At 39.8% G+C, this 26970-nt stretch carries 32 protein-coding genes; 18 read left to right on the plus strand and 14 right to left on the minus strand.

The features are described from left to right. The first annotated feature begins 111 nt into the window (after nt 1-111). The 9 genes from E4T92_RS00900 (at nt 112) to E4T92_RS00940 (ending at nt 9622) form a co-directional block, all read left to right on the plus strand. On the plus strand, nt 112-711 hold the full coding sequence (locus tag E4T92_RS00900; RefSeq protein WP_135093054.1) for a hypothetical protein: 600 nt from the start codon (nt 112-114) through the stop codon (nt 709-711). 269 nt (nt 712-980) lie between these two features. Continuing rightward, the gene (nrfA, locus tag E4T92_RS00905) at nt 981-2501 is read left to right on the plus strand and encodes an ammonia-forming nitrite reductase cytochrome c552 subunit (protein WP_194199150.1); all 1521 of its coding nucleotides are present in this window, start codon (nt 981-983) and stop codon (nt 2499-2501) included. Nucleotides 2502-2569: 68 nt separating this feature from the next. Next, complete coding sequence (gene nrfB / locus E4T92_RS00910) at nt 2570-3208, plus strand: cytochrome c nitrite reductase pentaheme subunit (RefSeq protein WP_135093056.1); 639 nt, start codon at nt 2570-2572, stop codon at nt 3206-3208. Further along, entirely contained in the window at nt 3205-3882 is a 678-nt protein-coding gene (gene nrfC / locus E4T92_RS00915) for a cytochrome c nitrite reductase Fe-S protein (protein ID WP_135093057.1), read from the plus strand. Before nrfB ends, nrfC begins: the two co-directional genes overlap by 4 nt. Next, nucleotides 3879-4844, plus strand: coding sequence for a cytochrome c nitrite reductase subunit NrfD (nrfD, locus tag E4T92_RS00920; RefSeq protein WP_135093058.1), 966 nt, complete (start codon nt 3879-3881; stop codon nt 4842-4844). Before nrfC ends, nrfD begins: the two co-directional genes overlap by 4 nt. A gap of 86 nt (nt 4845-4930) precedes the next feature. Then, nucleotides 4931-6835 (plus strand): heme lyase NrfEFG subunit NrfE, encoded by a 1905-nt coding sequence (gene nrfE / locus E4T92_RS00925; RefSeq protein WP_135093059.1) that lies wholly within the window; start codon nt 4931-4933, stop codon nt 6833-6835. Next, nucleotides 6835-7365: a DsbE family thiol:disulfide interchange protein gene (locus E4T92_RS00930; RefSeq protein ID WP_135093060.1), complete on the plus strand. Its 531-nt coding sequence runs from the start codon at nt 6835-6837 to the stop codon at nt 7363-7365. Before nrfE ends, E4T92_RS00930 begins: the two co-directional genes overlap by 1 nt. Beyond that, a complete protein-coding gene (nrfF, locus tag E4T92_RS00935; protein ID WP_135093061.1) occupies nt 7362-8417 on the plus strand; it encodes a heme lyase NrfEFG subunit NrfF in 1056 nt (351 codons plus the stop codon). The genes E4T92_RS00930 and nrfF overlap by 4 nt, the downstream gene beginning before the upstream one ends. Continuing rightward, nucleotides 8414-9622: an NAD(P)/FAD-dependent oxidoreductase gene (locus E4T92_RS00940; protein ID WP_135093062.1), complete on the plus strand. Its 1209-nt coding sequence runs from the start codon at nt 8414-8416 to the stop codon at nt 9620-9622. Before nrfF ends, E4T92_RS00940 begins: the two co-directional genes overlap by 4 nt. Before the next feature lie 163 nt (nt 9623-9785). Here E4T92_RS00940 and era read toward each other — a convergent pair whose 3' ends face one another. From era to E4T92_RS00975, 7 genes are all read right to left on the minus strand, one after another. Then, entirely contained in the window at nt 9786-10694 is a 909-nt protein-coding gene (gene era / locus E4T92_RS00945; protein WP_135093063.1) for a GTPase Era, read from the minus strand. Then, the gene (gene rnc / locus E4T92_RS00950) at nt 10691-11374 is read right to left on the minus strand and encodes a ribonuclease III (protein ID WP_135093064.1); all 684 of its coding nucleotides are present in this window, start codon (nt 11372-11374) and stop codon (nt 10691-10693) included. Before rnc ends, era begins: the two co-directional genes overlap by 4 nt. A 1-nt stretch (nt 11375) precedes the next feature. Beyond that, the gene (lepB, locus tag E4T92_RS00955) at nt 11376-12425 is read right to left on the minus strand and encodes a signal peptidase I (protein ID WP_135093065.1); all 1050 of its coding nucleotides are present in this window, start codon (nt 12423-12425) and stop codon (nt 11376-11378) included. A gap of 8 nt (nt 12426-12433) precedes the next feature. Beyond that, on the minus strand, nt 12434-14230 hold the full coding sequence (gene lepA / locus E4T92_RS00960) for a translation elongation factor 4 (protein WP_135093066.1): 1797 nt from the start codon (nt 14228-14230) through the stop codon (nt 12434-12436). Between the two features lie 234 nt (nt 14231-14464). Further along, the gene (locus E4T92_RS00965; RefSeq protein ID WP_077542875.1) at nt 14465-14752 is read right to left on the minus strand and encodes a hypothetical protein; all 288 of its coding nucleotides are present in this window, start codon (nt 14750-14752) and stop codon (nt 14465-14467) included. Continuing rightward, complete coding sequence (locus tag E4T92_RS00970) at nt 14752-14985, minus strand: hypothetical protein (protein WP_135093067.1); 234 nt, start codon at nt 14983-14985, stop codon at nt 14752-14754. The genes E4T92_RS00965 and E4T92_RS00970 overlap by 1 nt, the downstream gene beginning before the upstream one ends. A gap of 3 nt (nt 14986-14988) precedes the next feature. Beyond that, nucleotides 14989-15489, minus strand: coding sequence for a DUF805 domain-containing protein (locus E4T92_RS00975; RefSeq protein WP_135093068.1), 501 nt, complete (start codon nt 15487-15489; stop codon nt 14989-14991). Nucleotides 15490-15619: 130 nt separating this feature from the next. On the opposite strand from E4T92_RS00975, the gene E4T92_RS00980 reads away from it, so the two are divergent. Further along, nucleotides 15620-15961 carry a helix-turn-helix transcriptional regulator gene (locus E4T92_RS00980; protein ID WP_077542878.1) on the plus strand — a complete coding sequence of 114 codons (342 nt, stop codon included), beginning with the start codon at nt 15620-15622 and terminating at the stop codon, nt 15959-15961. Between the two features lie 48 nt (nt 15962-16009). On the opposite strand, the gene grcA is transcribed toward E4T92_RS00980, so the two are convergent. Further along, nucleotides 16010-16393, minus strand: a complete 384-nt coding sequence (gene grcA / locus E4T92_RS00985) for an autonomous glycyl radical cofactor GrcA (RefSeq protein ID WP_077542879.1) — start codon at nt 16391-16393, stop codon at nt 16010-16012. Between the two features lie 266 nt (nt 16394-16659). Between grcA and ung the strand changes: the two genes are divergently transcribed. Beyond that, complete coding sequence (ung, locus tag E4T92_RS00990) at nt 16660-17319, plus strand: uracil-DNA glycosylase (protein WP_077542880.1); 660 nt, start codon at nt 16660-16662, stop codon at nt 17317-17319. A gap of 46 nt (nt 17320-17365) precedes the next feature. On the opposite strand, the gene tadA is transcribed toward ung, so the two are convergent. The 6 genes from tadA to ampD all read right to left on the minus strand — a co-directional run bounded on the left by tadA (nt 17366) and on the right by ampD (nt 22017). Continuing rightward, complete coding sequence (gene tadA, locus E4T92_RS00995) at nt 17366-17869, minus strand: tRNA adenosine(34) deaminase TadA (protein ID WP_347876294.1); 504 nt, start codon at nt 17867-17869, stop codon at nt 17366-17368. Between the two features lie 8 nt (nt 17870-17877). Then, a complete protein-coding gene (locus E4T92_RS01000) occupies nt 17878-18729 on the minus strand; it encodes a thymidylate synthase (protein ID WP_077542882.1) in 852 nt (283 codons plus the stop codon). A 9-nt stretch (nt 18730-18738) separates the two neighbouring features. Next, nucleotides 18739-19545 carry a prolipoprotein diacylglyceryl transferase gene (lgt, locus tag E4T92_RS01005; RefSeq protein WP_135093069.1) on the minus strand — a complete coding sequence of 269 codons (807 nt, stop codon included), beginning with the start codon at nt 19543-19545 and terminating at the stop codon, nt 18739-18741. A gap of 5 nt (nt 19546-19550) precedes the next feature. After that, a complete protein-coding gene (locus E4T92_RS01010) occupies nt 19551-20348 on the minus strand; it encodes a sulfite exporter TauE/SafE family protein (protein WP_135093070.1) in 798 nt (265 codons plus the stop codon). Between the two features lie 3 nt (nt 20349-20351). After that, a complete protein-coding gene (rppH, locus tag E4T92_RS01015; protein WP_077542885.1) occupies nt 20352-20936 on the minus strand; it encodes an RNA pyrophosphohydrolase in 585 nt (194 codons plus the stop codon). A 511-nt stretch (nt 20937-21447) separates the two neighbouring features. Further along, on the minus strand, nt 21448-22017 hold the full coding sequence (gene ampD, locus E4T92_RS01020) for a 1,6-anhydro-N-acetylmuramyl-L-alanine amidase AmpD (RefSeq protein ID WP_135093071.1): 570 nt from the start codon (nt 22015-22017) through the stop codon (nt 21448-21450). Between the two features lie 122 nt (nt 22018-22139). On the opposite strand from ampD, the gene E4T92_RS01025 reads away from it, so the two are divergent. The 7 genes from E4T92_RS01025 to E4T92_RS01055 are packed head-to-tail and all read left to right on the plus strand — an operon-like array spanning nt 22140 to nt 26968. Further along, nucleotides 22140-22577: a prepilin-type N-terminal cleavage/methylation domain-containing protein gene (locus E4T92_RS01025; protein ID WP_077542887.1), complete on the plus strand. Its 438-nt coding sequence runs from the start codon at nt 22140-22142 to the stop codon at nt 22575-22577. Then, nucleotides 22574-23965 (plus strand): GspE/PulE family protein, encoded by a 1392-nt coding sequence (locus E4T92_RS01030; protein ID WP_135093072.1) that lies wholly within the window; start codon nt 22574-22576, stop codon nt 23963-23965. The genes E4T92_RS01025 and E4T92_RS01030 overlap by 4 nt, the downstream gene beginning before the upstream one ends. A gap of 1 nt (nt 23966) precedes the next feature. Continuing rightward, a complete protein-coding gene (locus E4T92_RS01035; protein ID WP_135093073.1) occupies nt 23967-25190 on the plus strand; it encodes a type II secretion system F family protein in 1224 nt (407 codons plus the stop codon). After that, nucleotides 25187-25876 (plus strand): A24 family peptidase, encoded by a 690-nt coding sequence (locus E4T92_RS01040; protein ID WP_135093074.1) that lies wholly within the window; start codon nt 25187-25189, stop codon nt 25874-25876. Before E4T92_RS01035 ends, E4T92_RS01040 begins: the two co-directional genes overlap by 4 nt. Before the next feature lie 9 nt (nt 25877-25885). Further along, nucleotides 25886-26506 carry a dephospho-CoA kinase gene (gene coaE / locus E4T92_RS01045; RefSeq protein WP_135093075.1) on the plus strand — a complete coding sequence of 207 codons (621 nt, stop codon included), beginning with the start codon at nt 25886-25888 and terminating at the stop codon, nt 26504-26506. Further along, on the plus strand, nt 26499-26705 hold the full coding sequence (gene yacG, locus E4T92_RS01050; protein WP_135093076.1) for a DNA gyrase inhibitor YacG: 207 nt from the start codon (nt 26499-26501) through the stop codon (nt 26703-26705). Before coaE ends, yacG begins: the two co-directional genes overlap by 8 nt. Next, a complete protein-coding gene (locus tag E4T92_RS01055; protein ID WP_135093077.1) occupies nt 26702-26968 on the plus strand; it encodes a GNAT family N-acetyltransferase in 267 nt (88 codons plus the stop codon). Before yacG ends, E4T92_RS01055 begins: the two co-directional genes overlap by 4 nt. Nucleotides 26969-26970 lie beyond the last annotated feature (2 nt).

Genomic DNA, 26970 nt, shown 5'->3' on the forward strand with positions numbered 1-26970 from the left:
CAAATATCTTCGACTGTCAAAATCAAATAAGAGAACTAAAGTTTCTTTTATGTTATTTCATACGAAATAATAGAACCCAACGAAGACTCAATTCAAATTGATTAGATATTATTGGTCTATCCCCATGAAATTTTAGCCTATATTCATTTGCCCTTTTCGAATTTACCCAAGCGTCATCCTTATCTGTTCGCCAACCCTTCTATTCAAAAAGCCACGGCAGGTTTATTTCCTCACAGCAGTAATTTGAAAGTAGGGATTGTATGGTGTGGAGACCCAACACACGAAAATGATGCCTATCGTTCTATTCATAACTTAAATTATATTGAAACCTTATTTAAAATGACTGGAATTGATTGGTATTGCGTACAAAAAGCGTGTAATGAACAAGAAATACAACTGTTAGAAAAATACAATATTCCACATGTGGCTAAAAATGCGAAAAATTTTGAGGAAACCGCAGCGATGCTTTTACATCTTGACTGCCTCGTCTCAGTAGATACTTCCGTTGTTCATGTGGCAGGGGCGATGGGTATCCCAAGTTTACTAATGTTGCCTTATATTGTCGACTGGCGTTGGGGGCTGGTTGAATCAACTAATCTTTGGTATCCAACGGTTGAACTCTTCCGTTGCACCGCACCGTTAGCGGTCTGGGATAAAGTGATCGGACAAATACAACAAGCATTAATTAAACGCATAAATTGGAAACAATAAATTAATTAACCGCACTTTGAATAAAAAAATCAAAGTGCGGTTAAACCTTTATTTCTCCCTATATTGATTCACACTAACTCTTTCGGTGTATTTTCATTTTTTCCTTTGATCTAAAGCAACTTTTTCATAAATAGCCCTAGAAAATCACCATACTTTTGCTATTGTTATTTTCGAACTGGAGTATCTTTTTTAATAAGATCAATAGCTTATTAATAATAATTTGCATTTGAATTATTTGTCTTTTCCTACTTTGTTATGGAGTGTTTATCGTGAATAAATTAAGAAAAAGTCTTATTTTAGCTGTCTCTTTCACAGCATTAGGCGCTTACCATTCAGCAATGGCTGAAATGGTTTATAAACCGGTTGAGCAGCCTGTTGAAGCCCCAAACCCAAATTTAAAAATCAAAGCGGTGAGTGAAAAATTCGCAGAAAAGTATCCAAAGCAATACCAGTCTTGGAAAGCAACAGAGAAGGGCGACAAAATCATTTATGCTGATGAAGAAGATCCACGTTTAATCGTATTATGGGGCGGTTATGCATTTGCTAAAGAGTATAACGCACCTCGTGGGCATGCTTATGCGATTACAGACGTGCGTAATATTTTGCGTACCGGTGCACCAAAAACCGCCAATGAAGGACCTCAACCAATGGCTTGCTGGACATGTAAAGGTCCCGATGTACCACGTTTGATCGCTGAGTGGGGAGAAAAAGACTACTTCAATGCAAAATGGGCAAAAGGCGGACCTGAAATCGTCAATTCTATTGGTTGTGCTGACTGCCACGATACAACATCAAAAGATTTTGCAGAAGGCAAACCGGCATTACGTATTGCCCGCCCACATGTTTTACGTGCCTTAGACCATCTTAACAATGCCTTACAAGCTAAAGCAAAAGCTGAAGGAAAAACACAATCTGATCTTAGTTTTAATACCGCAGCACGTACTGAAAAACGTGCAGAAATCTGTGCAAACTGTCACGTTGAATACTACTTTGCAGGTGATATCAAACAAGTGACCTTCCCTTGGAATAATGGTCAAACAGCTGATGATATTGAAAAATACTACGATGATATTGGTTTCAGCGATTGGACTCACTCCCTTTCTAAAGCACCAATGTTAAAAGCACAACACCCTGACTTTGAAATTTGGTCTTTGGGAATGCACGGTAAAAATGGCGTAACCTGTGTGGATTGTCATATGCCAAAAGTACAGGATGCGGATGGTAAAGTTTATACGGATCACCAAATCCAAAATCCATTTGATGCCTTCGATTCAACTTGTGCAAACTGTCATGATCAAAGTAAAGAAAAATTAAAAGAGATCGTGGCTTCACGTAAAAAAGACGTGAAAGATGTGATGGGGCGCTTAGAAGATCAAGTGGTGAAAGCTCACTTTGAAGCCAAAGCAGCTTGGGATGCAGGTGCAAGTAAAGAAGAAATGGAGCCTGCATTAATGGATATCCGTCATGCCCAATGGCGTTGGGATTATACCGCTGCAAGTCACGGTGGTCATATGCACGCTCCTGATGTGATGCTTCGTGTACTAGGCTCTGGTCTAGATAAAGCCGCAGATGCACGTGCTAAACTGGCTGCCATCTTGACAAAACATGGCGTAAAAACGCCGGTGGAGATCCCTGATATTTCTACGGCTGAGAAAGCTTGGAAAGTAATGGGAATTGATATTGAAAAAGAACGTCAAGCAAAAGAAGAATTCTTAAAAACAGTTGTACCTCAATGGGAAAAAGAAGCAAAAGCCAACGGCAAATTAGCTGAAGATACCGCAACAAAATAGTAAGAAAAGTTACCGCACTTTTGTGTTAAAAGTGCGGTCGTTTTCCACAATAAATTTGAGGTTCCAAAATGAATTTAACTTCTTTCCTTCGCAATATGGCAAAAGCCACAGCATTTCTTGCCTTTGCCGTAACAACACCGATGATTGCACACGCGCAAGCGGATTCAACGCTGAGTTATGAACCGCAATTAGATAATCAACGTGACCCAAACCAATATTGTGCAAAATGCCACAAGTTTGACAAAGTTGATAACAACCAAACCTTAGATCAATCCGGCGGTGAACTACACTTTGGGAAATTCCATGGTGCGCACTTAAACCAAAAAAATCCAAACAACGGCAAGCCGATCACCTGTGTAAGCTGTCACGGTAATATCACTGAAAACCACCGTCGTGGGGCGAAAGACGTCATGCGATTTGAAGGGGATATTTTTGGTGAGAAAAAACCGATGTATTCCGTGCAAGAACAAAATCAAGTTTGTTTTGCCTGCCACCAACCGGATAAACTTCGTGAAAAATTGTGGGCGCACGATGTACATGCGATGAAATTGCCTTGTGCCAGCTGTCACACACTTCATCCAAAAGAAGATGCAATGAAAGGCATTCAACCAAAACAACGAGTTAAACTTTGTGTTGACTGTCATGGTGAACAACAAAAACGCCAAGCCGAACAAGAAAAATCAACCGAACAAAAGGATAAACGATGACAACTTGCTCACGCCGAAACTTTGTTTCCGGCATGGGGGCTGTGATCCTTATGACGGGAACACCTTTAACTTCTTTAGCAAAAGAAGACAAGGCGGATAAACCCAAACGTTATGCAATGATACATGATGAAACGGCTTGCATTGGCTGTACAGCCTGTATGGATGCTTGCCGTGATGTCAACCAAGTGCCGCAAGGCGTATCTCGTTTAGAGATTTTGCGTAGCGAACCTTATGGTGAATTTCCAAACCAGAAATATGAGTTTTTCCGCCAATCTTGCCAACATTGTAGCAATGCGCCTTGCGTGGCGGTTTGTCCAACCGGTGCCTCATTTATTGATAAAGAGACGGGCATTGTCGATGTGCATAAAGATTTATGCGTAGGCTGCCAATATTGTATTGCGGTCTGTCCGTATCGTGTGCGTTTTATTCATCCGGAACATTTAACCGCAGATAAATGCAACTTCTGTCGTGATACCAATTTAGCCAAGGGTAAACAGCCCGCCTGTGTAGAAGCTTGTCCGACAAAAGCGTTAACCTTTGGCGATATGAACGACCCGACCAGTGAAGTCGCCCGTAAAGTAAAAGAAAAACCGGTTTATCGCACAAAAGTGGAATTGGGGACACAACCAAATCTCTACCATATTCCATTCCAACATGGGGAGCCTAGAAGATGACGTTAGATTATCCTGTTCCGTTCCACACCCCCAATTTAGTGTGGGATTCAACCATTGCGATCTATTTGTTTTTACTTGGGATCTCATCCGGTGCGGTACAATTAGCTATTGCATTTAAACGTAGTCATAAATTGGAAAACCCAAGCCAAAACTGGATCATTCGTGCTGGAGTAATTTTAGGCTCAGTACCAACATTAATCGGTTTAACCCTGCTAATTTTCCACTTGGCACGCCCTTGGACATTCTGGAAATTGATGTTTAATTATCAATTCAATTCTGTTATGTCCATGGGGGTGATGCTCTTCCAAATTTATATGCTGTTCTTGGTGTTATGGGGTGTAGTGATATTCAAAAATGAAATTGAAGCACTCATTCACCGTTTTATACCAAAACTAAAATTTGTGATGAAATTAATTGGTATTGCCGAACGGCTAATTAGCCCCATAGAAGTGATTTTATTCGTTCTTGCCGCGGTGTTAGGTGCCTATACCGGTTTCCTACTGTCCGCCTTAATCAGCTACCCAATGTTAAATAACCCTGTTTTACCGGCATTATTCTTAGCATCAGGCACGTCATCGGGAATTGCAGCCACATTCTTAATCATTCTGATAGCCGGTAAATTGAAAGGTGATTCTCACGAATCTCACTTCATTCACAAATTTGAAGTGCCGATTATGGTGACTGAGCTTGGCTTATTAGTGTGTTTCTTTGTGGGATTACATTTTGGCGGCGGACAAAAAACAGTTGCACTGCACAATGCACTTTCCGGATTTTGGGGAATGATATTCTGGATTGGCGTATTCCTTATCGGAATTTTAATACCATTAATTGCCAATATGTTTGCCTCCGATCGATTCAAATATAATCGCACTTTCATTATTTGGGTGTCGATTTTCGACTTGATCGGGGTTCTCTGCTTACGCTACTTTATTTTGTATGCAGGACAATTAACCGTCGCTTAGAGAAGTTGTTTTATGGAGAAAGGCGTATTAATATGCGCCTTTCTTTTTTGAAACCCGATTTTTATCCACTGAAAAACAAATTTATTATGCTTCCAGAACTTGGTTTCCTTTCCCTTTTAATCGCAACTATCAGTGCGCTGTTTCTTGCATTGTTCCCACAAGTCGGTTTATTCAAAAAAAATCCCACTTTAATCAATTCTGCTTGGTGGTTAAGCTACATTTTCACTATAACAACTACGTTTTCTCTCGGTATTCTCGCTTATTCTTTCGCAATTGATGATTTCACCCTTGAATACGTGGCAGCCCATTCCAATTCCCAGCTCCCGACTTTTTTCAAAGTCGCAGCCACTTGGGGAGGACACGAAGGTTCTATGTTATTCTGGTTATTTTCATTGAGTTTATGGCTTACTGCTTTTGCTTTTTTTAACCGAAAAAATGACCGCACTTTTTCCTCTCAAAGCTTATCTTTACTGGGGGTGATTTGTTTTGGCTTTGCCGTATTTATTTTGTTTTATTCCAATCCCTTCGGACGCATTTTCCCCGCCCCAATAGAAGGGCGTGATCTCAACCCAATGTTGCAAGATATCGGATTAATTTTCCATCCACCGTTGCTTTATGTCGGCTACGTGGGTTTTGCTGTGAATTTTGCCATAAGCCTAAGCGCGCTCATTCATCATCTCCCCGTCCAACAAATCGCCGATAAAATGCGAAGTTGGGTCTTATTTTCATGGCTATTTTTAACCCTAGGTATCGTGCTGGGTGCATGGTGGGCATATTATGAACTAGGCTGGGGTGGCTGGTGGTTTTGGGATCCGGTGGAAAATGCCTCGCTGATGCCTTGGCTACTCGGACTTGCTTTACTACATAGCTTAGTCATTGCGGAAAAACAAGGCGTATTCCCTTATTGGACAACCTTATTTTCTCTCCTCACTTTTGCCTTCAGTGTACTCGGCACCTTTATTGTTCGCTCAGGAGCACTCACCTCCGTTCATGCTTTTGCTGTAGATAATACCCGTGGTTATGCATTACTACTCATCTTTTTTTTGCTCACCTTATTTGCTTTTGGGTTATTCGCACTACGCTCAAATACTCAACAAAGTGCGGTCAAATTTCAGCTTATTTCAAAAGCAGGAGGAATTTTATTACTCAATATTTTATTAACCATCGCCACGGTTTCCACCTTTTTAGGTACGTTCTACCCCATGCTATTTCAAGCGATGGATTGGGGATCTATTTCTGTCGGCAGCCCTTATTTCAATAGCATTTTCTTACCCATTTTGACGGTCATGTTAATGGCTATGGTTATCTCTCTCTCATTACGCTGGTCGAAGTTTGAGCAATCTTCTTTTATACGCCGTTTATTATTGATTATCCCTGCCGGAGGCATTGCCTTATTGATGATTTGGCAACAAATTCATCATAATGAATCCCTCCGTTTCCATGGATTCGCCTTCCTTTTACTCACGCTTGCCATCTGGCTTTTCCTTGCGACCTTATGGCAAAATTGGCGAAAAATCCGCCTTGCACAACTCGGTATGATTCTAGCCCATTGCGGTGTGGCAATGGCTACGATGGGGGCAGTGATGAGCAGCTATTTTGGCAGTGAAATCGGTGTTCGCCTTGCGCCACAACAAAGCCAAAAACTCGGGCAATATGAATTTCATTACCGCCAATTCTCTAATGAAATCGGGCCAAATTTCACCACAGAAGTCGCATTTTTTGATGTCACAGAAAAGGGTGAAGCTTACGCTAATATCATACCTGAACGCCGTTATTATGACGTCCGCACCATGACGATGAGCGAAGTCGGTTTAAGTAGCGGATTTTGGGGTGATCTCTATATTGTGATGGGCGATGCTCTCGGAAAAGGGGAATTTACTTTCCGTCTGCATTACAAGCCACTTATTCGTTGGCTTTGGGCAGGGGGAATTTTAATGGCATTAGGTGCCCTTTGTAGCACATTCGCTTTACGCCGAAAACAGGAAAGATAATGAAGAAAAAATGGCTCTTTTTTACACCACTCTTGATGCTTTTAGGTGTATGTATCCTATTAATTGCCGGGTTGAACCAAGATCCGAAAAAGATTGCTTCTGCACTAATAGATAAACCTATACCGGAATTTTATCAGGCAAACTTATTTGAACCGACTCAAACCCTTAGCCTAAAAGATTTCCCTAAAACGCCATTTTTATTGAATGTTTGGGGTAGTTGGTGTGGCTACTGCAAAGAAGAACATCCGCTATTAATGGATATCGCCAAAACCATTCCGATCATCGGCATTGATTATCGGGATAACCCACAAAACGGGCGTGAAATGCTCAAAAGAATGGGCAATCCTTTCCTTTTGACTATTGATGACAGCCAAGGTGAGCTTGCCATGAAGCTCGGCGTAGATGGTGCACCGGAAACTTATTTAGTCGATGCTCACGGTATTATTCGTTATCGTCACTCTGGGCTACTTGATCGAGAAACCTGGAAAAATGTTTTTATTCCCCAAATTCAACAATTAATGAAAAAATGAAAATCTTTTTAACCGCACTTTTATTCGCTTTTAGCTTATTTTCACAAGCAGAAATGGTGGATACGTATCAATTTAACAGCTCGGCGGATCGCACCCGTGCCGTAGAGCTGGCAAAATCTTTGCGTTGCCCTCAGTGTCAAAATCAAAACTTGGTAGAATCCAATTCCCCCATTGCCTATGACCTACGCATTGAAGTTTATAATATGGTGAACGAAGGCAAAAGCAATCAGCAAATTATTGATACAATGACCGCACGTTTCGGTGATTTTGTGAATTATAAGCCTCCTTTTCAATGGAATACCGCATTGTTGTGGCTATTACCCATTGGGTTACTCATTTTAGCCGCCGGATTAGTTTGGCATTCTCACCAAAAAATACTTCAGCTCAAGGATAACGCCTCCCTTTCCACATTCAACGATCTTGAGCCAAACGAGCCACTCACACATACTTCCCAAAAGAGCAATAGAAAAATCGCTCTCAGTATTTTTGCGTTACTCATTGCTATTCCGCTTGGTTATTATTTATCTCTTGACCGCTTTTCACGCCTACAAGAAGGCGAGCAAGCGATGATTTCCCAACATAACAAGCAAATTGAAATGGCAGACTTTCACAAAAAAGAAGATGTAATTACGAAAATTCAGGATAAATTGCGGGCAGATCCGAATAATACCGAAGCTTGGATTCAACTGGGCGAGGCTTATGTACAAAACAATGAATTTGCTCATGCCCTCATCGCCTATACAAACGCAGAAAAATTAGTAGGTAGTAAACCGAATATTTTAGGCTTAAAAGCAACCGCACTTTATTATCGGGCAGGGCAACAACTTATCCCTGAAGTCCAACAACTTTTAAGTCAAGCTCTCACCCAAGATCCCAAAGAAATTTCCAGTCTCTCTTTGCTTGCGACGATTGAGCTTGAACAGCGTAATTATTCTCAAGCAAAAGATTATTTACAACAATTGCTAGATAGTGGTAATGCGGCGGTTGATCGCCGTATGGTGATTCAACGAATGAAAATGTTAGAATTTTTAGACAAAGGACAGGCACAGTGAAGCATTATTTTGAAACGCTCATTATCGGTGCAGGTGCGGCCGGCTTATTTTGTGCCTCACAATTAGGAAAATTAGGCAAAGAAGTCGCTATACTGGATAACGGTAAAAAAATCGGACGAAAAATTTTAATGTCCGGCGGTGGTTTTTGCAATTTTACCAATCTTGATGTCACCCCGGCTCACTATCTCTCGCAAAATCCTCATTTTGTCAAATCAGCCCTTGCCCGTTATACCAACTGGGATTTTATCTCAATGGTTGCAGAATACGGTATTGCTTATCATGAAAAAGAACTCGGGCAACTTTTTTGTGATGAAGGGGCGGAAAAAATCATAGAGATGTTGGCAACGGAATGTAAAAAACACCAAGTAAAGATACACTTACGCAATGAAATATCGCAGATTGAACAGGTTGAGAATAATGAAACAGTACGCTTTCAGGTGACAGCAAATGCTATCCAATGGGAATGCAAAAACTTAATCATTGCCACGGGAGGGCTTTCAATGCCCGGACTTGGCGCGACCCCTTTGGGGTATCAGATTGCTGAACAATTTGGCATTCCTGTCATTCCACCACGCGCAAGCCTTGTCCCCTTCACTTATCGAGAAACTGACAAATTTTTGACCGCACTTTCAGGCATTAGCCTACCTGTAACCCTCACGGCAAAAAGTGAAAAATCCTTTCACAATCAGTTACTTTTCACCCATAGGGGGATTTCAGGCCCTGCAGTATTACAAATATCTAATTATTGGCAGCCTAATGAAAGCGTAGAAATTGATTTGTTACCAACACATAATTTGGAAGATGAAATCCACCAAATGAAACAAGACTCACCAAAACTGATGTTAAAAACCGTGCTGACACGTTTACTTCCCAAAAAACTAGTGGAACTTTGGATCGAACAAGGTTTTATTCAAGATGAAGTAATTGCTAACCTCAGTAAAGTGCGGTTAAAAAATCTGCTGGATTTAGTACATCATTGGCAATTTATACCTAATGGCACAGAGGGGTATCGCACAGCTGAAGTCACTATGGGTGGAGTGGACACACATCATATTTCTTCTAAAACCATGGAAAGTCAGCAAATAAAAGGCTTATATTTTATCGGCGAAGTATTAGATGTTGCCGGCTGGCTTGGCGGTTACAATTTCCAATGGGCGTGGAGTTCGGCTTATGCTTGTGCCTCTGGAATAGGGGAAAAAATGTAGGGACACACTGCGTGTGTCCGGTATAAAATAAAAATCATCTCAATATGTTATAAACGGACACACACAATGTGTCCCTACAAATAACGCCTAAATCATGTTTCAGTCACTGCGACATAATACCGGCTTTCTACATCATAAAACTGGCTGAAAATAAACCGCACTTTTATTCGTCCATATAGCCTAAGCTACGTAATGCACGTTCATCATCCGCCCAGCCGGATTTCACTTTCACCCATAATTCAAGATGAACTTTATTATCAAATAGGCGCTCCATATCCGCACGGGCTTCCATACCGATGGTTTTAATTTTTTGCCCCTGTGCGCCAATCACCATTTTCTTTTGTCCTTCACGTTCAACCAAAATCAATCCATTGATTTCATAAGTGCCGCGTTCATTGAGTTTAAATTGTTCAATTTCAACAGTGACCGAATAAGGCAGCTCTTCGCCGGTAAAACGCATCAATTTTTCACGGATAATTTCCGATGCCATAAAACGTTGCGAGCGATCTGTGACATAATCTTCAGGAAAATGATGCACACCTTCACGTAAAGCTGAACGTACAATTTTTTCCAGTTCGTGAACATTATTACCACGTTGTGCAGAAATCGGTACGATATGGGCAAAATCAAATTTACCGCTTAATTCAGTGATAAACGGCAATAAATCATCTTTATTTTTGATGTTATCTACCTTATTAATCGCCAATACTACCGGTGCTTTCGCGTTGCGAAGTTTGTTTAACACCATTTCATCATCAGCATTCCAATGGGTGCCGTCCACCACAAAAATAATAAGATCCACATCGCCGATAGCACTACTTGCCGCACGGTTCATTAAACGATTGATAGCACGTTTTTCTTCAATATGAAGCCCCGGGGTATCCACATAAATTTCTTGATAAGCCCCTTCTGTTTTGATCCCCACAATACGGTGACGGGTGGTTTGGGCTTTACGTGAGGTAATGGAGATTTTCTGCCCTAAAATTTTATTTAAGAGCGTTGATTTCCCGACATTCGGGCGACCTACAATGGCAATAAAGCCGCAATAGGTTTTGTCAAATTGTTCTGTCATTTGATGTCCAGTTCTTTTAAAATTTGTTCTGCTGCGGCCTGTTCTGCTTTACGGCGACTTGAGCCTTTCGCCACAAAAGTGCGGCCAATTTTAGCCATATTTTTCACTTTGCATTCAACGGTGAAAGTTTGGCAATGGGGTTCACCTTGAATATTAATGACTTCATAACTTGGTAACGCCAGCCCTTTACCTTGTAAATATTCTTGTAGGCGAGTTTTCGGGTCTTTTTGATTGTCACCTGGTTTGATTTCTGCCAACAGAGTTTTATACCAAGTTTGGATCACTTGTGTTGTGAGAACAATGCCTTGATCCAACGACATGGCACCAATAATTGCTTCCACGCAGTCCGCAAGGATTGATTCACGGCGAAAACCACCACTTTTCAACTCACCGGAACCAAGCGACATATATTCCCCCAGTTCAAACTGACGAGCTAACACTGCTAATGTTTTTTCTCTCACTAAAGTCGCACGCATACGGCTCAATTCACCTTCATTACAACGGGGAAATTGATGATACAAGGCTTCGGCAATGGTGAAATTGAGGATGGAATCGCCCAGAAACTCGAGGCGTTCATTGTGTTTTATGGCAGCACTCCGATGGGTGAGTGCCAATTTTAAGAGCGAACTATCCTTAAATTGGTAACCGATTTTTCGCTCTAATCTAGCTAAATGATTCATCTTATTTAATTGCTGTAAAGAAACGTTCAAAACGCAAGCCTGTCGGCCATTCGTTTGGTTCTTTTTCCAGACTCATCCAAATATAAGTGGCTTTACCGACAATATTTTTTTCCGGTACAAATCCCCAAAAACGACTGTCATCACTGTGATCGCGATTATCACCCATGACAAAATATTGCCCTTCCGGTACGACCCATTCTGCCGTCGGATTGCCCTCTTGCGGATAAAACTCAGGACCGCTATAACGGCGATACGGGCTAATCAACACGTTGTGTACCACATCACCTTTTTCTGTCAATTCCAGTTCATTCGGAAATGCCGGATTCATTGGATTTTGACTATATTCAAACGCTTTACTTTCACAATTTACTTCGCAAGGTTTGCCTTCTTTACCATACACAATCTTCAATGTTTTTTGATCCATATCGAAAATGACACGGTCTCCGCCTTGCCCGACAATACGCTTTATGTAATCGACACCGGACATATTATTTTTTGAGGTTAAGGCTAAATTTTCCGCATAGGCGGCTCGGGTAGCCCCTAATCCTGTGCGGAGTAAGGCTTGTTCCGGCGCTTTAAATACGATGACATCACCACGTTGTGGTTTCTCCCCTTCAATAATCGTATTTTGGAAAATCGGGTCTTTGACACCATAGGCATATTTATTCACCACGAGAAAATCGCCAACACGTAACGTGGATTCCATCGATCCTGAAGGAATTTGGAAGGGTTCAAACAAAAAAGAACGCACAAGAAAAACAACAGCTAATACAGGAAACAGTGAAGACAAAAACTCCGCACCTTCCGAAATGGGTTCAATTTTGGCTTTTTCCTCATCACTCAGAGCTTGACCTGAACGTTGTTCCGCACGGAGGATTTGACGATAGCGTTTAGGCGCAACAACAAAACGATGATAGCACCATAACACACCGGAAAGTACGGTCAAAATCAACAATAGAATGCTAAACGTATTGGGCAATTGGAAATAATCCAACGCTTTCCAAATACCAAAGCCTACCGCTAAAAAAATCACGAAAAATAAATTAGACATACTGTTCCTTATTTATCCTTACCTACATGTAAAATCGCCAAAAATGCCTCTTGCGGTACTTCTACATTACCCAGGGATTTCATTCGTTTTTTCCCTTCTTTTTGTTTCTGTAAAAGTTTTTTCTTACGACTCACATCACCACCATAACATTTCGCTAACACGTTTTTACGTAATTGTTTCACCGTTGAGCGTGCAATAATGTGGTTACCGATAGCAGCTTGAATGGCAATATCAAATTGTTGACGAGGGATCAACTCACGCATTTTTTCCACTAATTCACGACCACGATACTGGGCGTTATCTTTATGCACAATTAAGGCTAAGGCATCCACACGTTCACCATTGATCATAATATCGACACGCACCATATCCGCGGCTTGGAAACGTTTAAACCCATAATCCAGCGAAGCATAACCGCGAGAGGTGGATTTTAGACGGTCGAAGAAATCCAGTACCACTTCACCCATTGGAATTTCATAAGTCAATGCAATTTGATTACCGTGATAGACCATATTGGTTTGTACGCCACGTTTTTCCACACAGAGCGTAATCACATTTCCTAAGTATTCTTGCGGCACGAGCATATTACATTCTGCAATCGGTTCACGAATTTCGGAAATATTATTAAGCGGCGGTAGTTTAGCCGGACTATCCACATACACTACTTCGCCATTAGTCATTTCAACTTCATAAATTACTGTTGGTGCAGTGGTGATTAAATCAAGATCATACTCCCGTTCTAAGCGTTCTTGAATGATCTCCATATGGAGAAGTCCCAAGAAACCACAACGGAAACCGAAACCAAGTGCGGTTGAATTTTCCGGTTCATAGAATAATGAGGCATCATTGAGGCTTAATTTACCTAAGGCATCACGAAATGCCTCATAATCGTCCGAACTAACGGGGAACAAGCCCGCATAAACTTGTGGTTTAACTTTCTTAAAGCCCGGTAAAACATGGCTTGCCGGATGGTGTTGATGGGTTAAGGTATCGCCTACCGGCGCCCCTAAAATATCTTTAATCGCACAAACGACCCAGCCTACTTCGCCACAGTTTAATACCGTGGTATCCTCTTGTTTTGGCGTGAAAATACCAAGGCGATCTACGTTATAAGCCTGCCCTGTAGACATCACTTTAATTTTATCGCCTTTGCGTAGCGTACCGTTTTTAATCCTAACTAAAGACACCACGCCCAAATAATTGTCGAACCAAGAATCAATGATTAAGGCTTGTAATGGTGCGTCAGGATCGCCTTCCGGTGCAGGAATTTTTGCCACAATTTCTTCTAATACATCTTCAATGCCCTGTCCGGTTTTCGCCGAGCAACGCACCGCTTCCATCGCATCAATACCCACAATATCTTCTATTTCTTCTGCTACACGTTCAGGATCTGCCGCAGGCAAGTCAATTTTGTTTAAAATTGGTACGACTTCAAGATCCATTTCAATTGCCGTGTAACAGTTTGCTAAAGTTTGTGCCTCAACACCTTGCCCCGCATCCACCACCAATAATGCCCCTTCACAAGCGGCAAGGGAACGTGATACTTCATAGGAAAAATCCACATGTCCCGGTGTATCAATAAAGTTTAATTGATAGGTTTCGCCATCTTTGGCTTTGTAATTTAAGGTAACACTTTGAGCCTTAATAGTGATGCCACGTTCACGTTCAAGATCCATTGAATCCAACACCTGTGCTTCCATTTCACGATCGGAAAGCCCGCCACAAGTTTGAATCAAACGGTCTGACAGCGTTGATTTACCATGGTCAATGTGAGCAATAATAGAAAAGTTACGAATATTCTTCATAAAAGATAATGTTCTCAAAAATCAACAAATTTAACTGGCGGATTGTACCTGAAAAGCGAAGGAATCGCTAGGAAAGAAAGGAAAGTGCGGTGGATTTTTCGCGATTTTTCTTGATGAATGCGGTCTATCTGGGGATAAAAATGAAATGAGCCAAATTTTAATTATTTGGCTCAACATACATTGCAAATGTAAAAATCAGATCGCTATTTTGGTGAAATATTTTTCAAACAAAACTTAACTAAGTTTGATAGCTTTCCCTTCAAAATCAACATATTCAATCGTTAGTTCTGTAAATTGACCTGAAACTAGTGCTTCTAACTCTTGCTTTATTGCCATTTCATATTGAGAATGATCGGCTAACTCAATAACTCTTGAAAAAAATAGATCTTTTTCATTTTGAGCTTCTAAGTATTTATAGCCATTCTCAACTAACTTATTTACAAAAGCCCCAATATCCACACCTTTATTTGGACGAATGATAATTTTAGTTTCTGTTATGTGAGATGATGTAAATCTACTCATTAGCTTCTTCTCCACTTATTTCTTTCCGGATCAACCTCAATAGACATAGGACAAAACCCTTTTACAACAATAGAAACTTTAAAACCACCTAAAGTTTCATAATAACAGCGAGTATAGAACACATCCCCCGTGTCTGACTCTCCAATATTAGTGGCATACTCCCAATCTGCTAGAGCTACGCTAGAAGCTACGACCCCAAATACTAAAAGCATTAATTTTCCTAACTTACGCATATGTTACTCCTGTTTTTGTGTGATGTTGTGTTTTTTCCAAAACGGAATAGGCTCTGCTCCGAATTGATTTTCCCCTTTTGTTCCTTTTATAAAAACAAGTGAAGTAAGACAAATGAGCGAAATGAATCCTAAAAGTAACGTATATTCGCTTCTAGCAAAAGAGAGGAACACTACGATAATCTCAAGGAGAGCAATAGTTATCCCTAATCCACTATTTCCAAAAGATTTATCATAATCATGTATACGTCTTACAATATGCGAATATTTAAAAATTGTGACCAAAACAACTAAAACTAGCACAATAGCAGCGAAAAAAATAATCTCATACACACTAAAATTTTTTATAGTAGAAGGAGAATTCAATCCTTGTAGAAAAACATAAGCTAATGTGTTGAACACGAAGAGTGAAATTATGAAAAAAAGTAAAAAAATCGCAAAGTGCAATCTTCCAATACGTCCTTTAAAGCCAAATAAAAAATTCCAAGTTTTTTTCAATTTATTCATTTTTAACCTCTAGAGCAGAAAATATAACATAAACGAATTTTCAATTGGCATTATATTCATTTATAAGCCTTCTTACAAGCATAAAAATCACTATAAATATGCAGTTATTGAATATTTATAGTGTAAAGATATGGCAAAATTTGTTCCAAGCAAGATAGATCAATTAGTTGGTCAGCGAATCCAGAAAAAACGTAAGGAGCTTGGTCTTACCGCTGAAAAACTTTCTGAATATGTGGATATTTCTCAACCCCAACTTTCTCGCTATGAACGTGGTACAAACAAAATCAATTTGACACATCTCGTTGCGATTGCTGCTTTTTTAAAAACACCAATGAGCTATTTCTTTGCCGATTGTATGGATAACTTAGAATGGAATCAGGATGAATTAGATAGGACTTGGTTAGGATTAAGCCACTCTCAGAAAAGTATTGTGGTTCAGTTAGTAAAAGAGTTTAATAAAACATCAAGCTAAAAGAACAAAACCCCGATAAAATCGGGGCTTTTCTTATTTGATATAAAATTATAAACTTTCAGTGAAAGTACGGGTGATTACATCACGCTGTTGTTCAGGCGTTAAAGAGTTAAAACGTACGGCATAACCGGAAACACGGATGGTTAATTGTGGATATTTATCCGGATTGTTTACCGCATCTTCTAGAGTTTCACGACGTAGCACGTTTACGTTTAAATGTTGACCACCTTCAACTTTTACGGTTGGTGCGACATTTACCGGTAATTCACGATATTCGATTTGACCAAGTTCGCTCACTGCAACCACTTGATCTTCGGAAAATTCACCTTTCGCACATAAGCAACGTGCTTCATTGGTTTCACTGTCTAATAACCAGAATGAGTTAAGTAAATTGTCATTCGCTGCTTGAGTAATTTGAATACCTTTAATCATAATAGCCTCCTAATTGGCATCTGTATAATCATAAAAACTGTGCAAATTTTATCAAAAATTTTGAATACTTCAAATTCTTTTGATAAAGAACAAGTTATTTTTTATAGCTATTTTTAAAATTTTGATGTAAATCAAAATATCAATCAATCAATCCTCTAATATTATATTTTTATTAACAAAAATATTACATTTCAAATAAATCAATCCTACCTAGGCAATCATATTTCATTTATAATATTACCAATTAACTTTTAATAGGATTCATTATGAAAACTTGGACTGATGTTATCGGTAAAGAAAAAGAGCAACCCTATTTTCAGCACACATTAAAACAAGTTCACCTTGCTAGACAAAATGGAAAAACGATTTATCCACCGCAGGAAGATGTATTTAATGCCTTTAAATACACGGCATTTGAAGATGTCAAAGTGGTGATTTTAGGACAAGATCCTTATCACGGACCAAATCAAGCACATGGACTTGCCTTTTCAGTGAAACCTGACGTCCCCATTCCTCCTTCCTTATTAAATATCTACAAAGAATTAAGCCAAGATATCCCTGATTTTCAAATACCTGACAATGGCTATTTAGTGAAATGGGCGGAACAAGGTGTATTATTACTCAATACTGTTTTGACCGTTGAGCGTGGATACGCCCATTCGCACGCTAATTTAGGCTGGGAAACCTTTACTGACCGTGTCATCGCTGCACTCAATGAGCAGCGTGAAAATTTAGTTTTTTTACTTTGGGGAAGCCATGCGCAGAAAAAAGGCAGCATAATTGACCGCTCCCGCCATTGTGTTTTAACCGCTCCCCACCCTTCTCCTCTCTCTGCCCACCGTGGTTTTTTCGGATGTAAACATTTTTCCAAAACTAATCAATATTTAAGTGATAAAGGCATGACAGAGATCAATTGGCAACTTTAAATTTTGACTAACTAGAAATCCATCCTTGGCTGGAGACTATTTATTTTTAGTACAGATCTTTAGAGGAGTTTATTTTCTCTTGTTTCTTTTGCTGACGACGTTTTTTAAAAAAAGCGCTCAACTTTTCACTACATTCTTGTGCAAGTATGCCACCAGTGATTTCGACCTTATGGTTCATCTGATAATCATCAAAAAAGTGAAAACGGGAACCCACCGCACCGGTTTTATAATCAGACGCACCAAACACCAAACGCTGAATTCGGCTGTGTAAAATCGCACCGGCACACATGGTGCAGGGTTCGAGAGTAACATAAAGAGTGGTATTAAGTAGGCGATAGTTTTGTACTTTTTTTGCAGCATTACGTAATGCCACAATTTCAGCATGGGCAGTCGGGTCATTCTCGGTAATAGAAAAATTCCAACCTTCTCCAAGAATATTTCCCTCGCTATCGACAAGGACTGCACCAACAGGAATTTCACCCAAGCATTCGGCTTTATCCGCCAAACTCAGGGCATAGCGCATAAATTTCTCATCAAAATCTGACCGCACTTTCCCCCCTACACTGAGAAAGGATATTTAATCGGCTCATGAGATTGATAGCCACTCACCCTAAAATCGTCCATCGTGACCCAAGTTTCCAAATCTTCAAGAGTTTTGATATCAGGGTTAATTTCCAATTTCGGCAGTGGTAAAGGTTCGCGTTTTAATTGTACATCACGCATTAATTCCAGTTGATCTTCATAAATATGTGCATTAATAATTTTATGAAAGGCTTTGCCTGCTTTTTTTCCGGTAATTTGTGCCATTAACGCAAGAAAAGTAAAAACTTGAATCTGATTGAAATTTAATCCTAAAGGAACATCGCAAGAGCGTTGGTAACTAGTGAGATGCAAAGTCTCCCCCACAAGGGAGAAGGTATGCGTGTGCATACAAGGACGTAAACAGCCAAGATCAATTTCACCGGGGTTAAAAAAGGTCATGATTTCACCACGGTCATCAATGCCTTGAGTGAGATTGTTTACTATTTTACGAAGTTGATCCACCGTTTCGCCATTCGGTTTACGCCATGCTCTGCCTTGAACACCATAAACACGTCCCATATCGTCTGTGCCTTTACGATGTGGATTAGCAAGCCATGCGGTATTTTCATTGGCATTGGCATCCCAAGTTTTGGTGCCGAGTTTACGAAAATCTGCCGCATTATCATAACCACGAATATAGCCTAAAAACTCTGCAATGGCAGCCTTCCAATAGCTTTTTCTCGTGGTGATAAGGGGAAATTGGTTATTTGCTACATCATATTCCAAATCAGCGTTAATCACCGTTAAGCAACGCTTGCCCGTGCGCTCATTAGCAATCCATTCCCCTTCCTTAATAATACGGCGGCAAAGATCGAGATATTGTTTCATAAAAATTCCTTAATTTTTTACCGCACTTTTGCGTGTGTAAGCCCAACACATAATCAATGCACCACCGATAATCATTGGTAAACACAAGGCTTGACCACGGGTCATTATGCCAAGGAAAGATTCCACTTCCGGCTCACGCACATATTCCACAATAAAGCGGAATACACCGTAACCCACTAAGAATAAACCGGCGACAGCCCCCATAGGACGTGTTTTTTTAATAAAAAGATTTAGCAATGTGAAGAGAACAAAACCTTCTAAAAATGCCTCATAAAGTTGCGAAGGATGACGAGGTAATAAAAGAGGATCGTTTGGAAAAATCATCGCCCAAGGTACATCGGTTTCACGCCCCCAAAGTTCAAGGTTAATAAAGTTGCCAATACGGCCTAATCCTAAACCAAAGGGAATTAATGGTGCCATAAAATCTGCTGTTTGCCAGAAATGACGTTTTTGTGAATAGGATGTCCAAATCATCGCAATAATTACACCAATTAATCCACCATGGAAAGACATTCCCCCTTCCCATACGCGGAATAAATAGGTCGGTTCCTGTAAGAATCGGTCAAAATTATAGAAAAATACGTCACCAATACGCCCACCTAAAAATACCCCCATAAAACTATTGAAAAGTAGGGTATCCACTTGTTCAACCGTCCAACCGCTATTGGGTTTATTGGCACGCCGCACAGCAAGCCAGCGTGCAAAGACGAAACCAAGTAGATACATTAAACCATACCAGCGTAAACCGATATTGCTGTCACCAAGGGTAAAAATACTCGGATCAAAATGGGGAAGGTGCAAATACTGATTCATAATTTTCCTTATTTGAGAAACATATTAATAGCAATCACAATTAATAATAATGCAAAACCTTTTTTTAGGGTTGATACAGGCAATTTCGCTGTGGCAGTTGCCCCTAATTTAGATGTAAAAAATGATGTTGCAGTAATACTAAAAACGGCAGGCAAATAAATATAACCGAGAGAATAGTCCGGCATGGCGGTATTCCCCCAGCCACTCACCATAAAACTCAACATACCGGATATACCAAGCAACATTCCACAAAAGGCAGAAGAACCGATTGCTTTTTTAATATCAATTCCACGTGAATTTAGAAATGGCACAATAAAACCGCCTCCCCCGATACCCGCAACACTGGATGCCATACCAATTAAAATTCCGCCAATAACGGATGATTTTGTGGTCAATGTTTTTGTCGCTTCAACAGGTTGAGGCTTAATGGAAACGATCATTTTCACGGCTAAATAAACAACAAGACAGGCAAATAGCTTTGCCGTAATATCACGATCTAACTTGCCAATAAATAAACCGGAGATAAAGACCGTCATCATAATCACAGGAGCTAAAATTTTTACGGCATCCCACACAATATTACCTAATTGATGATGGCGTTGTGCAGAAGAAAACCCTGTAATCACAATCGTGGCAAAGGATGTCCCTAATGCGGTTGACATTAATAAGGGTTCTGGCACACCAACTATAGGTAACAAATAAACTAATGCAGGTACCACAATTAAACCGCCCCCAATGCCAAATAGCCCGGCGAGAAATCCGACAACACTGCCAACCAGCAAACTAATGATAATAAAAGTCAGCATAGCTTATCCCCTTTTATGGAATGGACGTTTTAGAGGTTTTGAATAATTCAACTTATGAGAGGAGGTGAATTTTAGATCCCGTTCCTGAAAATGTTCAGACGACCTATCTTTATCGTGAGAAAATAGAAAGGAAGAAAATTCTTTCATGGCCCGACGATAGACTTCTTTTTTAAAAGACACAACTTGGCGTACCGGATACCAAAAACTCACCCAACGCCAACCATCAAACTCTGGCGATTTTGTGGCTTTCATATTGATCTTTTTTTCATCAGAAACCAATTGTAATAAAAACCAACGCTGTTTTTGCCCTATACACATGGGTTTACTATCATAACGTAATAAACGTTTTGGCAATTTATAACGCAGCCAATGTTTTGAGACGTATAAAATGCGTACATCTTTCGGCTGCAATCCCACTTCTTCATACAATTCTCGATACATTGCTTGCTCGGCACTTTCGTTATCATTAATGCCACCTTGGGGAAATTGCCAAGAATTTTGCCCACAGCGTTTCGCCCAAAGAACTTGATTTTTTTGGTTACAAATCACAATCCCTACATTTGGACGATAGCCATCAAAATCGACCACTCTACGCTCTACCTTAAATTTTATGTATAAAAATAATCTGCGGATTGTTTCACAAATTGCCGTTTTTATCAACCGAAGGGGCGGAGATTTGAGACGGTTCAGCAAACAAGGATCTGTGGATAAAGTTGTGATTAACCAAGGAATAATCCTTAATAAAATTGTGTAAAAACATATAAGGATCCTTTTTCTCCTTTATTTCATCAAATATTGATGATTTTTCACCCGACCTGATCTTTACCAAAAAGAAACCGCACTTTATTTCGACAAAGTGCGGTTGAAAAATATTCATTATAAAAAGAACATCATAAAAAATGCTAAGTCTCGATCAACCTTATGAGTTATTCAATATTTCTGTGGATAAAATTGTGGTTGGAAAAACCAATAATATTGGATAACTTCACCCACATTGACAATTAAAATCTCATAAAGATATTAAATCCTTATAATTCAATAAGTTAAATAAAAACCAGCGCAATAATTATTATATGTATCACATCACAAAATGGCGTGTCTATTTTTTAAGCGAAGATTTAACCTCCTTTAAATAACGATCCCAATCAAAATATTGACCGGGATCGATCTTCCTCCCCGGTGAAATATCTGAATGTCCAACAATACGCTCTTGAGTAATCTTTGGATAAGCCGCCATAATACATTTTGTCAGTGCTATCAACGCTTGATATTGCGCCTCAGTAAAAGGCTGTTCATTACTCCCCTCAAGCTCGATGCCAATGGAAAAATCATTACATCTTTCTCGCCCTTCAAAGCAGGAAACACCGGCATGCCATGCCCGATCATTAAAATTCACATATTGTGTAATCACACCATGACGATCGATCAAACAGTGGGACGATACCCGCATTTGATGAATTTCCTCAAAATAGGGATGAAGTTTGGGATCTAACTTACCTTGAAAAAAATCGTCAATATATCCTCCCCCAAACTGTTCCGGCGGTAAACTAATATAATGAATGACCAACAACGAAATATCATCTAAATCCAAACGTTCATCAAAATGAGGAGAAGATATTTGCCGGCAATCAGTCAGCCAACCTTGCTCAATACATTTCTGTTTTTTCATGATTTTTTCCTATTTTTACGATCAGGCTCGCACAAAAAGAGCGGTCAAATTTACAAAGTTTTTTTCCTTCCACACAATGCTCTAGCCAATATTGGCTTAACCTACATTTATAAGGAAAACCAATGAAAATCATCTCTCAATCTAAACTGAAAAAAGGATTCACACTCATTGAATTAATGATCGTGATTGCGATCATTGCCATTCTTGCAACTATCGCCATTCCTTCTTACCAGAATTATACCAAAAAGGCGGCAATGTCCGAATTACTGCAAGCCTCCGCACCTTTTAAATCTGACGTAGAACTTTGTGTTTATGGAACAGGAGCAACCAGCAATTGCAGCGGAGGTTCAAATGGTGTTGCCGCTAACATCACCACGGCAAAGGGCTACGTAAAAAGTATTAATACAAATGCCGGTGCCATTACTGTTATCGGTAACGGGACATTAGATGGGGTAGAATATACGCTTACAGCAAGTGGCGATAGTACCAGAGGCGTAACTTGGTCAACCACCTGTACAGGCGATGCAACTTTATTTCCAGCCGGATTTTGTTCAAGATGACGGACTATGCCTCTCTTCATGCGCATCGAGCGATGGCACAAAATGGCGAGATTTTTATCATCTCGCCCGCTTTATGGGAACGTAATCAACAGCAACAATCCCTTTTCTTACGCTACTTTGCTCTGCCTCTAAAGGAAGACAACAACCGATTATGGCTTGGTGTTGATTCACTTTCCAATCTTTCTGCTTGTGAAACTATTGCCTTTATCAGTGGAAAATTGGTAGAACCCATTTTACTTGATACCGCTCAACTCAAGGATCTTTTACAAAAACTTGCCCCACAAACCATGCAAGTGGAAGAGCAAGTGACTTTCTATCATCAGGAACAAGAGAATCACGAAAAAAATGATGATGAACCTGTTATTCAGCTACTAAATCGAATTTTTGAATCAGCATTAGAAAAAAATGCGTCCGATATTCACTTAGAAACCTTACAGAATTATTTCCAAGTGCGATTTAGAATTGACGGTGTTTTACAACCTCAATCCCCACTTAGCAAAAATTTAGCGAATCGATTAATTTCCCGATTAAAACTTCTTGCAAAACTAGATATCAGTGAAACCCGCTTACCACAGGACGGACGCTTTCAATTTAAAACAACCTTTTCTGATATTCTTGACTTTCGCCTTTCAACACTACCAACACATTGGGGAGAAAAAGTAGTGCTTCGAGCACAACAAAATAAACCGGTAGAATTAAGTTTTGCACAACTGGGAATGACGAAATCACAACAACAGGCATTTCAGCAGGCACTCTGTCAGCCTCAAGGTTTGATTCTGGTTACAGGTCCAACAGGTAGTGGAAAAAGTATCTCGCTTTATACCGCACTTCAATGGCTCAACACGCCTGATAAGCACATTATGACTGCAGAGGACCCCATCGAAATAGAATTAGAGGGGATTATCCAAAGCCAAATAAACCCTCAAATCGGATTAGATTTTAGTCGCCTACTACGTTCATTTTTACGACAAGATCCCGACATTATTATGCTTGGTGAAATTCGAGATGAAGAAAGTGCGGCAATGGCACTACGTGCTGCTCAAACCGGCCATTTAGTGCTTTCAACATTGCATACCAATGATGCCTTTTCAGCAATTTCACGTTTGCAACAATTGGGAATCCAACAACATGAAATCGAAAGTTCTTTATTGTTGGTGATTGCGCAGCGGCTTGTACGAAAATGTTGCCAAAAGTGCGGTCAATTTCGCACAGATTCCTGTGATTGTCATCAAGGTTATCGTGGTCGAATTGGTGTTTATCAATTCTTACATCGACAACAAAATGGCTATCAAACGGATTTTGATAACCTTCATCAAAGTGGGCTGGAAAAAGTCAAGCAAGGAATTACCGATAAAGAAGAAATTTATCGTGTTTTAGGTATGGAATAATATGACAAAGAAACTTTTTTACTTCCAAGGACAAAATGCCTTAAATCAAATACAAAAAGGCTCGATCATTGCTGAGTCTGCCCAACAAGCCCAATTCCAATTAATGAATCGTGGCCTTACCAATATTAAATTAAAACGGAATTGGCAACTCAATAGTAAACCGAAAAATACGGAAATTAGTACATTATTGAATCAACTTGCCACTCTTCTACAATCGGCTATTCCTCTCAAAAATAGTTTACAAATTTTACAGCAGAATTGTACTCAACTTTCATTAAATTCTTGGCTAGAAAAACTTTTACACGCCATTGAATCAGGATTATCCTTTTCTCAAAGTATTGAGCAACAAGGAAAATATCTTACTCAGCAAGAAATTCAACTAATTCAAGTGGGTGAAATGACAGGAAAACTGGCAATTGTCTGTGGAAAAATTGCCACACATCGTCAAAAATCCCTCGCATTACAACGTAAATTACAAAAAATTATGCTTTATCCTTCCATGGTATTAGGAATTTCTTTGTTGCTTACCCTTGCACTTTTACTTTTTATCGTGCCACAATTTGCCGAAATGTATCAAGGTAATCACGCCGAGTTACCACCTTTAACGTCTCTGTTGCTTAGTACATCTCATTTTCTTAAAGAAGACATGGGGATCGTTATATGTCTTACGCTAGTCTCCATTCTGCTTTATCAACTAAAATTAAAACATTTAGTATGGTTTCAGCAGCAAAAAGCACGAATAATCTCTACCCTACCTATTTTTGGCAACATTCAGTATCTCTCCCGTTTGGTAAATTTTAGCCAAAGTTTGAATATTATGCTGCACTCCGGTGTTCCACTTAACCAAGCGTTAAATAGTTTTCTACCGCACATACACACTTGGCAAAAAAGCTCAAAAACCACCATAAATGATCACATTCTTGATACTGAAGTGCGCTCAATTTTACAATGGGTTTCACAAGGCTATTGCTTTTCAGAGAGCGTCAGTAGCCATCTTTTTCCGATGGAAGCCCAACAAATGCTCCAAATTGGTGAAAAAAGTGGCAAACTTGCCTTGATGCTACAATATATTTCCGAAAGCTATCAAGAAAAACTCAACCATCAAATTGATCTCCTTTCCCAAATGCTAGAGCCCTTAATGATGGTGATTATTGGTAGCCTCATCGGTATCATTATGATGGGAATGTATTTACCCATTTTTAATATGGGCTCAGTCGTACAATGATTTTATTTTCTTCCTTTTTACTTGGTGGAATATTCGGTATTCTCTTATGGTTTTATATTTCAGGTTTTATTGAACGTTTACAAACGGATATTTACAACACATATATTGAAGTATTCCCCCAACATCCTCCTGTATTCCGGCCAAGTTCTGCCGCTATTCAAGGTAAAAAGTGCGGTCATATTTCCAAGTATTTTTTCTTTTGTGGAATACTCTTCACTTGTTTAATCAAATTGACCGAAAATCCCCTTTTGGCTTTATGGCTTGGTTGCACAATCATTTTGCTTTGGGCAATAGCCTATCTCGATTGGCAATATCAACTCATTTCTCCCTCGCCTTGCCTCTGGTTAACCGCCCTAGGGTTAATCGGTGCATCTCAATCTCTTTCTCCCTTAACATTAGAAGAAAGCCTACAAAGTTCGGTCGGTTTTTTCCTTATTTTTTATGGCATTTATTGGATTTCTAAATGGTATTATAAAAAAGAAGCTTTCGGGCAAGGGGATTATTGGCTTGCCCTTGCGCTTGGTACTTACCTACCTTTAGTATATCTACCATTTTTTCTGCTAACTGCCTGCTCATTAGGTATTCTATTTGCCCTCATTTACCAAAAAAGAAACGCATTTTTACCTTTTGCACCTTTCCTCTGTTTCTCAACTTTTGTAGTATGGGTATTCAATTATTATTCATAAAGGATTGCCATGACTTATATTGTAGGGCTCACCGGTGGTATCGGTAGCGGAAAAAGTACCATTACCCATTTATTCTCAGATCTTGGCGTTCCCATCGTAGATGCCGATATCATCGCACGCGAAGTGGTAAAAAAAGGCTCGCCTTTACTTGAACAAATTGTCGAGCATTTTGGCGAGGCTGTTTTACTAGAAAATGGAGAGCTCAACCGATCCGCATTACGTCAACAGGTATTTGCTAACGAAGCGGAAAAAAATTGGCTCAATGGCTTGCTTCACCCGGCGATTAGAGAAGCGATGTTGGAACAACTTTCCGCCCAAACCGCTCCCTATACGCTTTTCGTTGTACCGCTTCTTATTGAAAATAACCTTACTGAGCTTTGCCAGAGAATACTCGTCATTGATGTCACCCCGCAAACACAGCTGACTCGTGCGATGAAAAGAGATCAAAATAATCTTGAGCAAACTCAACGGATTATGAATGCACAAGTAAGCAGAACAGAACGTTTAAAATGGGCTACGGAGATTATTAACAATGATAAAGATCTCGCTGAAAATCTACCGCACTTAAAACAAAAAGTGCTAGAATTGCACCGTTTTTATTTACAACAAGCGGAAGCAATTCATGTCTGAAGAAATCATTGAAGTACCTTGTCCAATTTGTCGGAAAGCGGTTATTTGGACCACTCAAAGTCCGTTTCGCCCTTTTTGCAGCAAGCGTTGCCAACTCATCGATCTTGGTGAATGGGCAGCAGAAGAAAAAGCTATCCCAAGTGATACTGCTGATTTTGCAACAGACCCTAATTTAAGCGAAGAATGGAGATCAAAATGAAAATTCATCACCAAGAATCTCATCAACAAGGTGAGTTTTTTATTTTAAATGAACAGGGTGAAAAAATTGCCAAGCTCACTTACTTCTACGAAACAGAAAAGAAAATTAACGCCAATCACACCTTTGTATCAAACCAGCTTCGAGGGCAAGGAATCGCAGATAAACTTTATCAAGCCTTAGTCACCTTTATCACTGAAAAACAGCTAGAACTCCATCCAACCTGTAGCTATATCGAAAAAAAATGGGCTAGGCGCTCATCCTAACC

This window comes from Pasteurella sp. WM03 (genome assembly GCF_004570945.1).
Taxonomy (GTDB): Bacteria; Pseudomonadota; Gammaproteobacteria; order Enterobacterales; family Pasteurellaceae; genus Rodentibacter.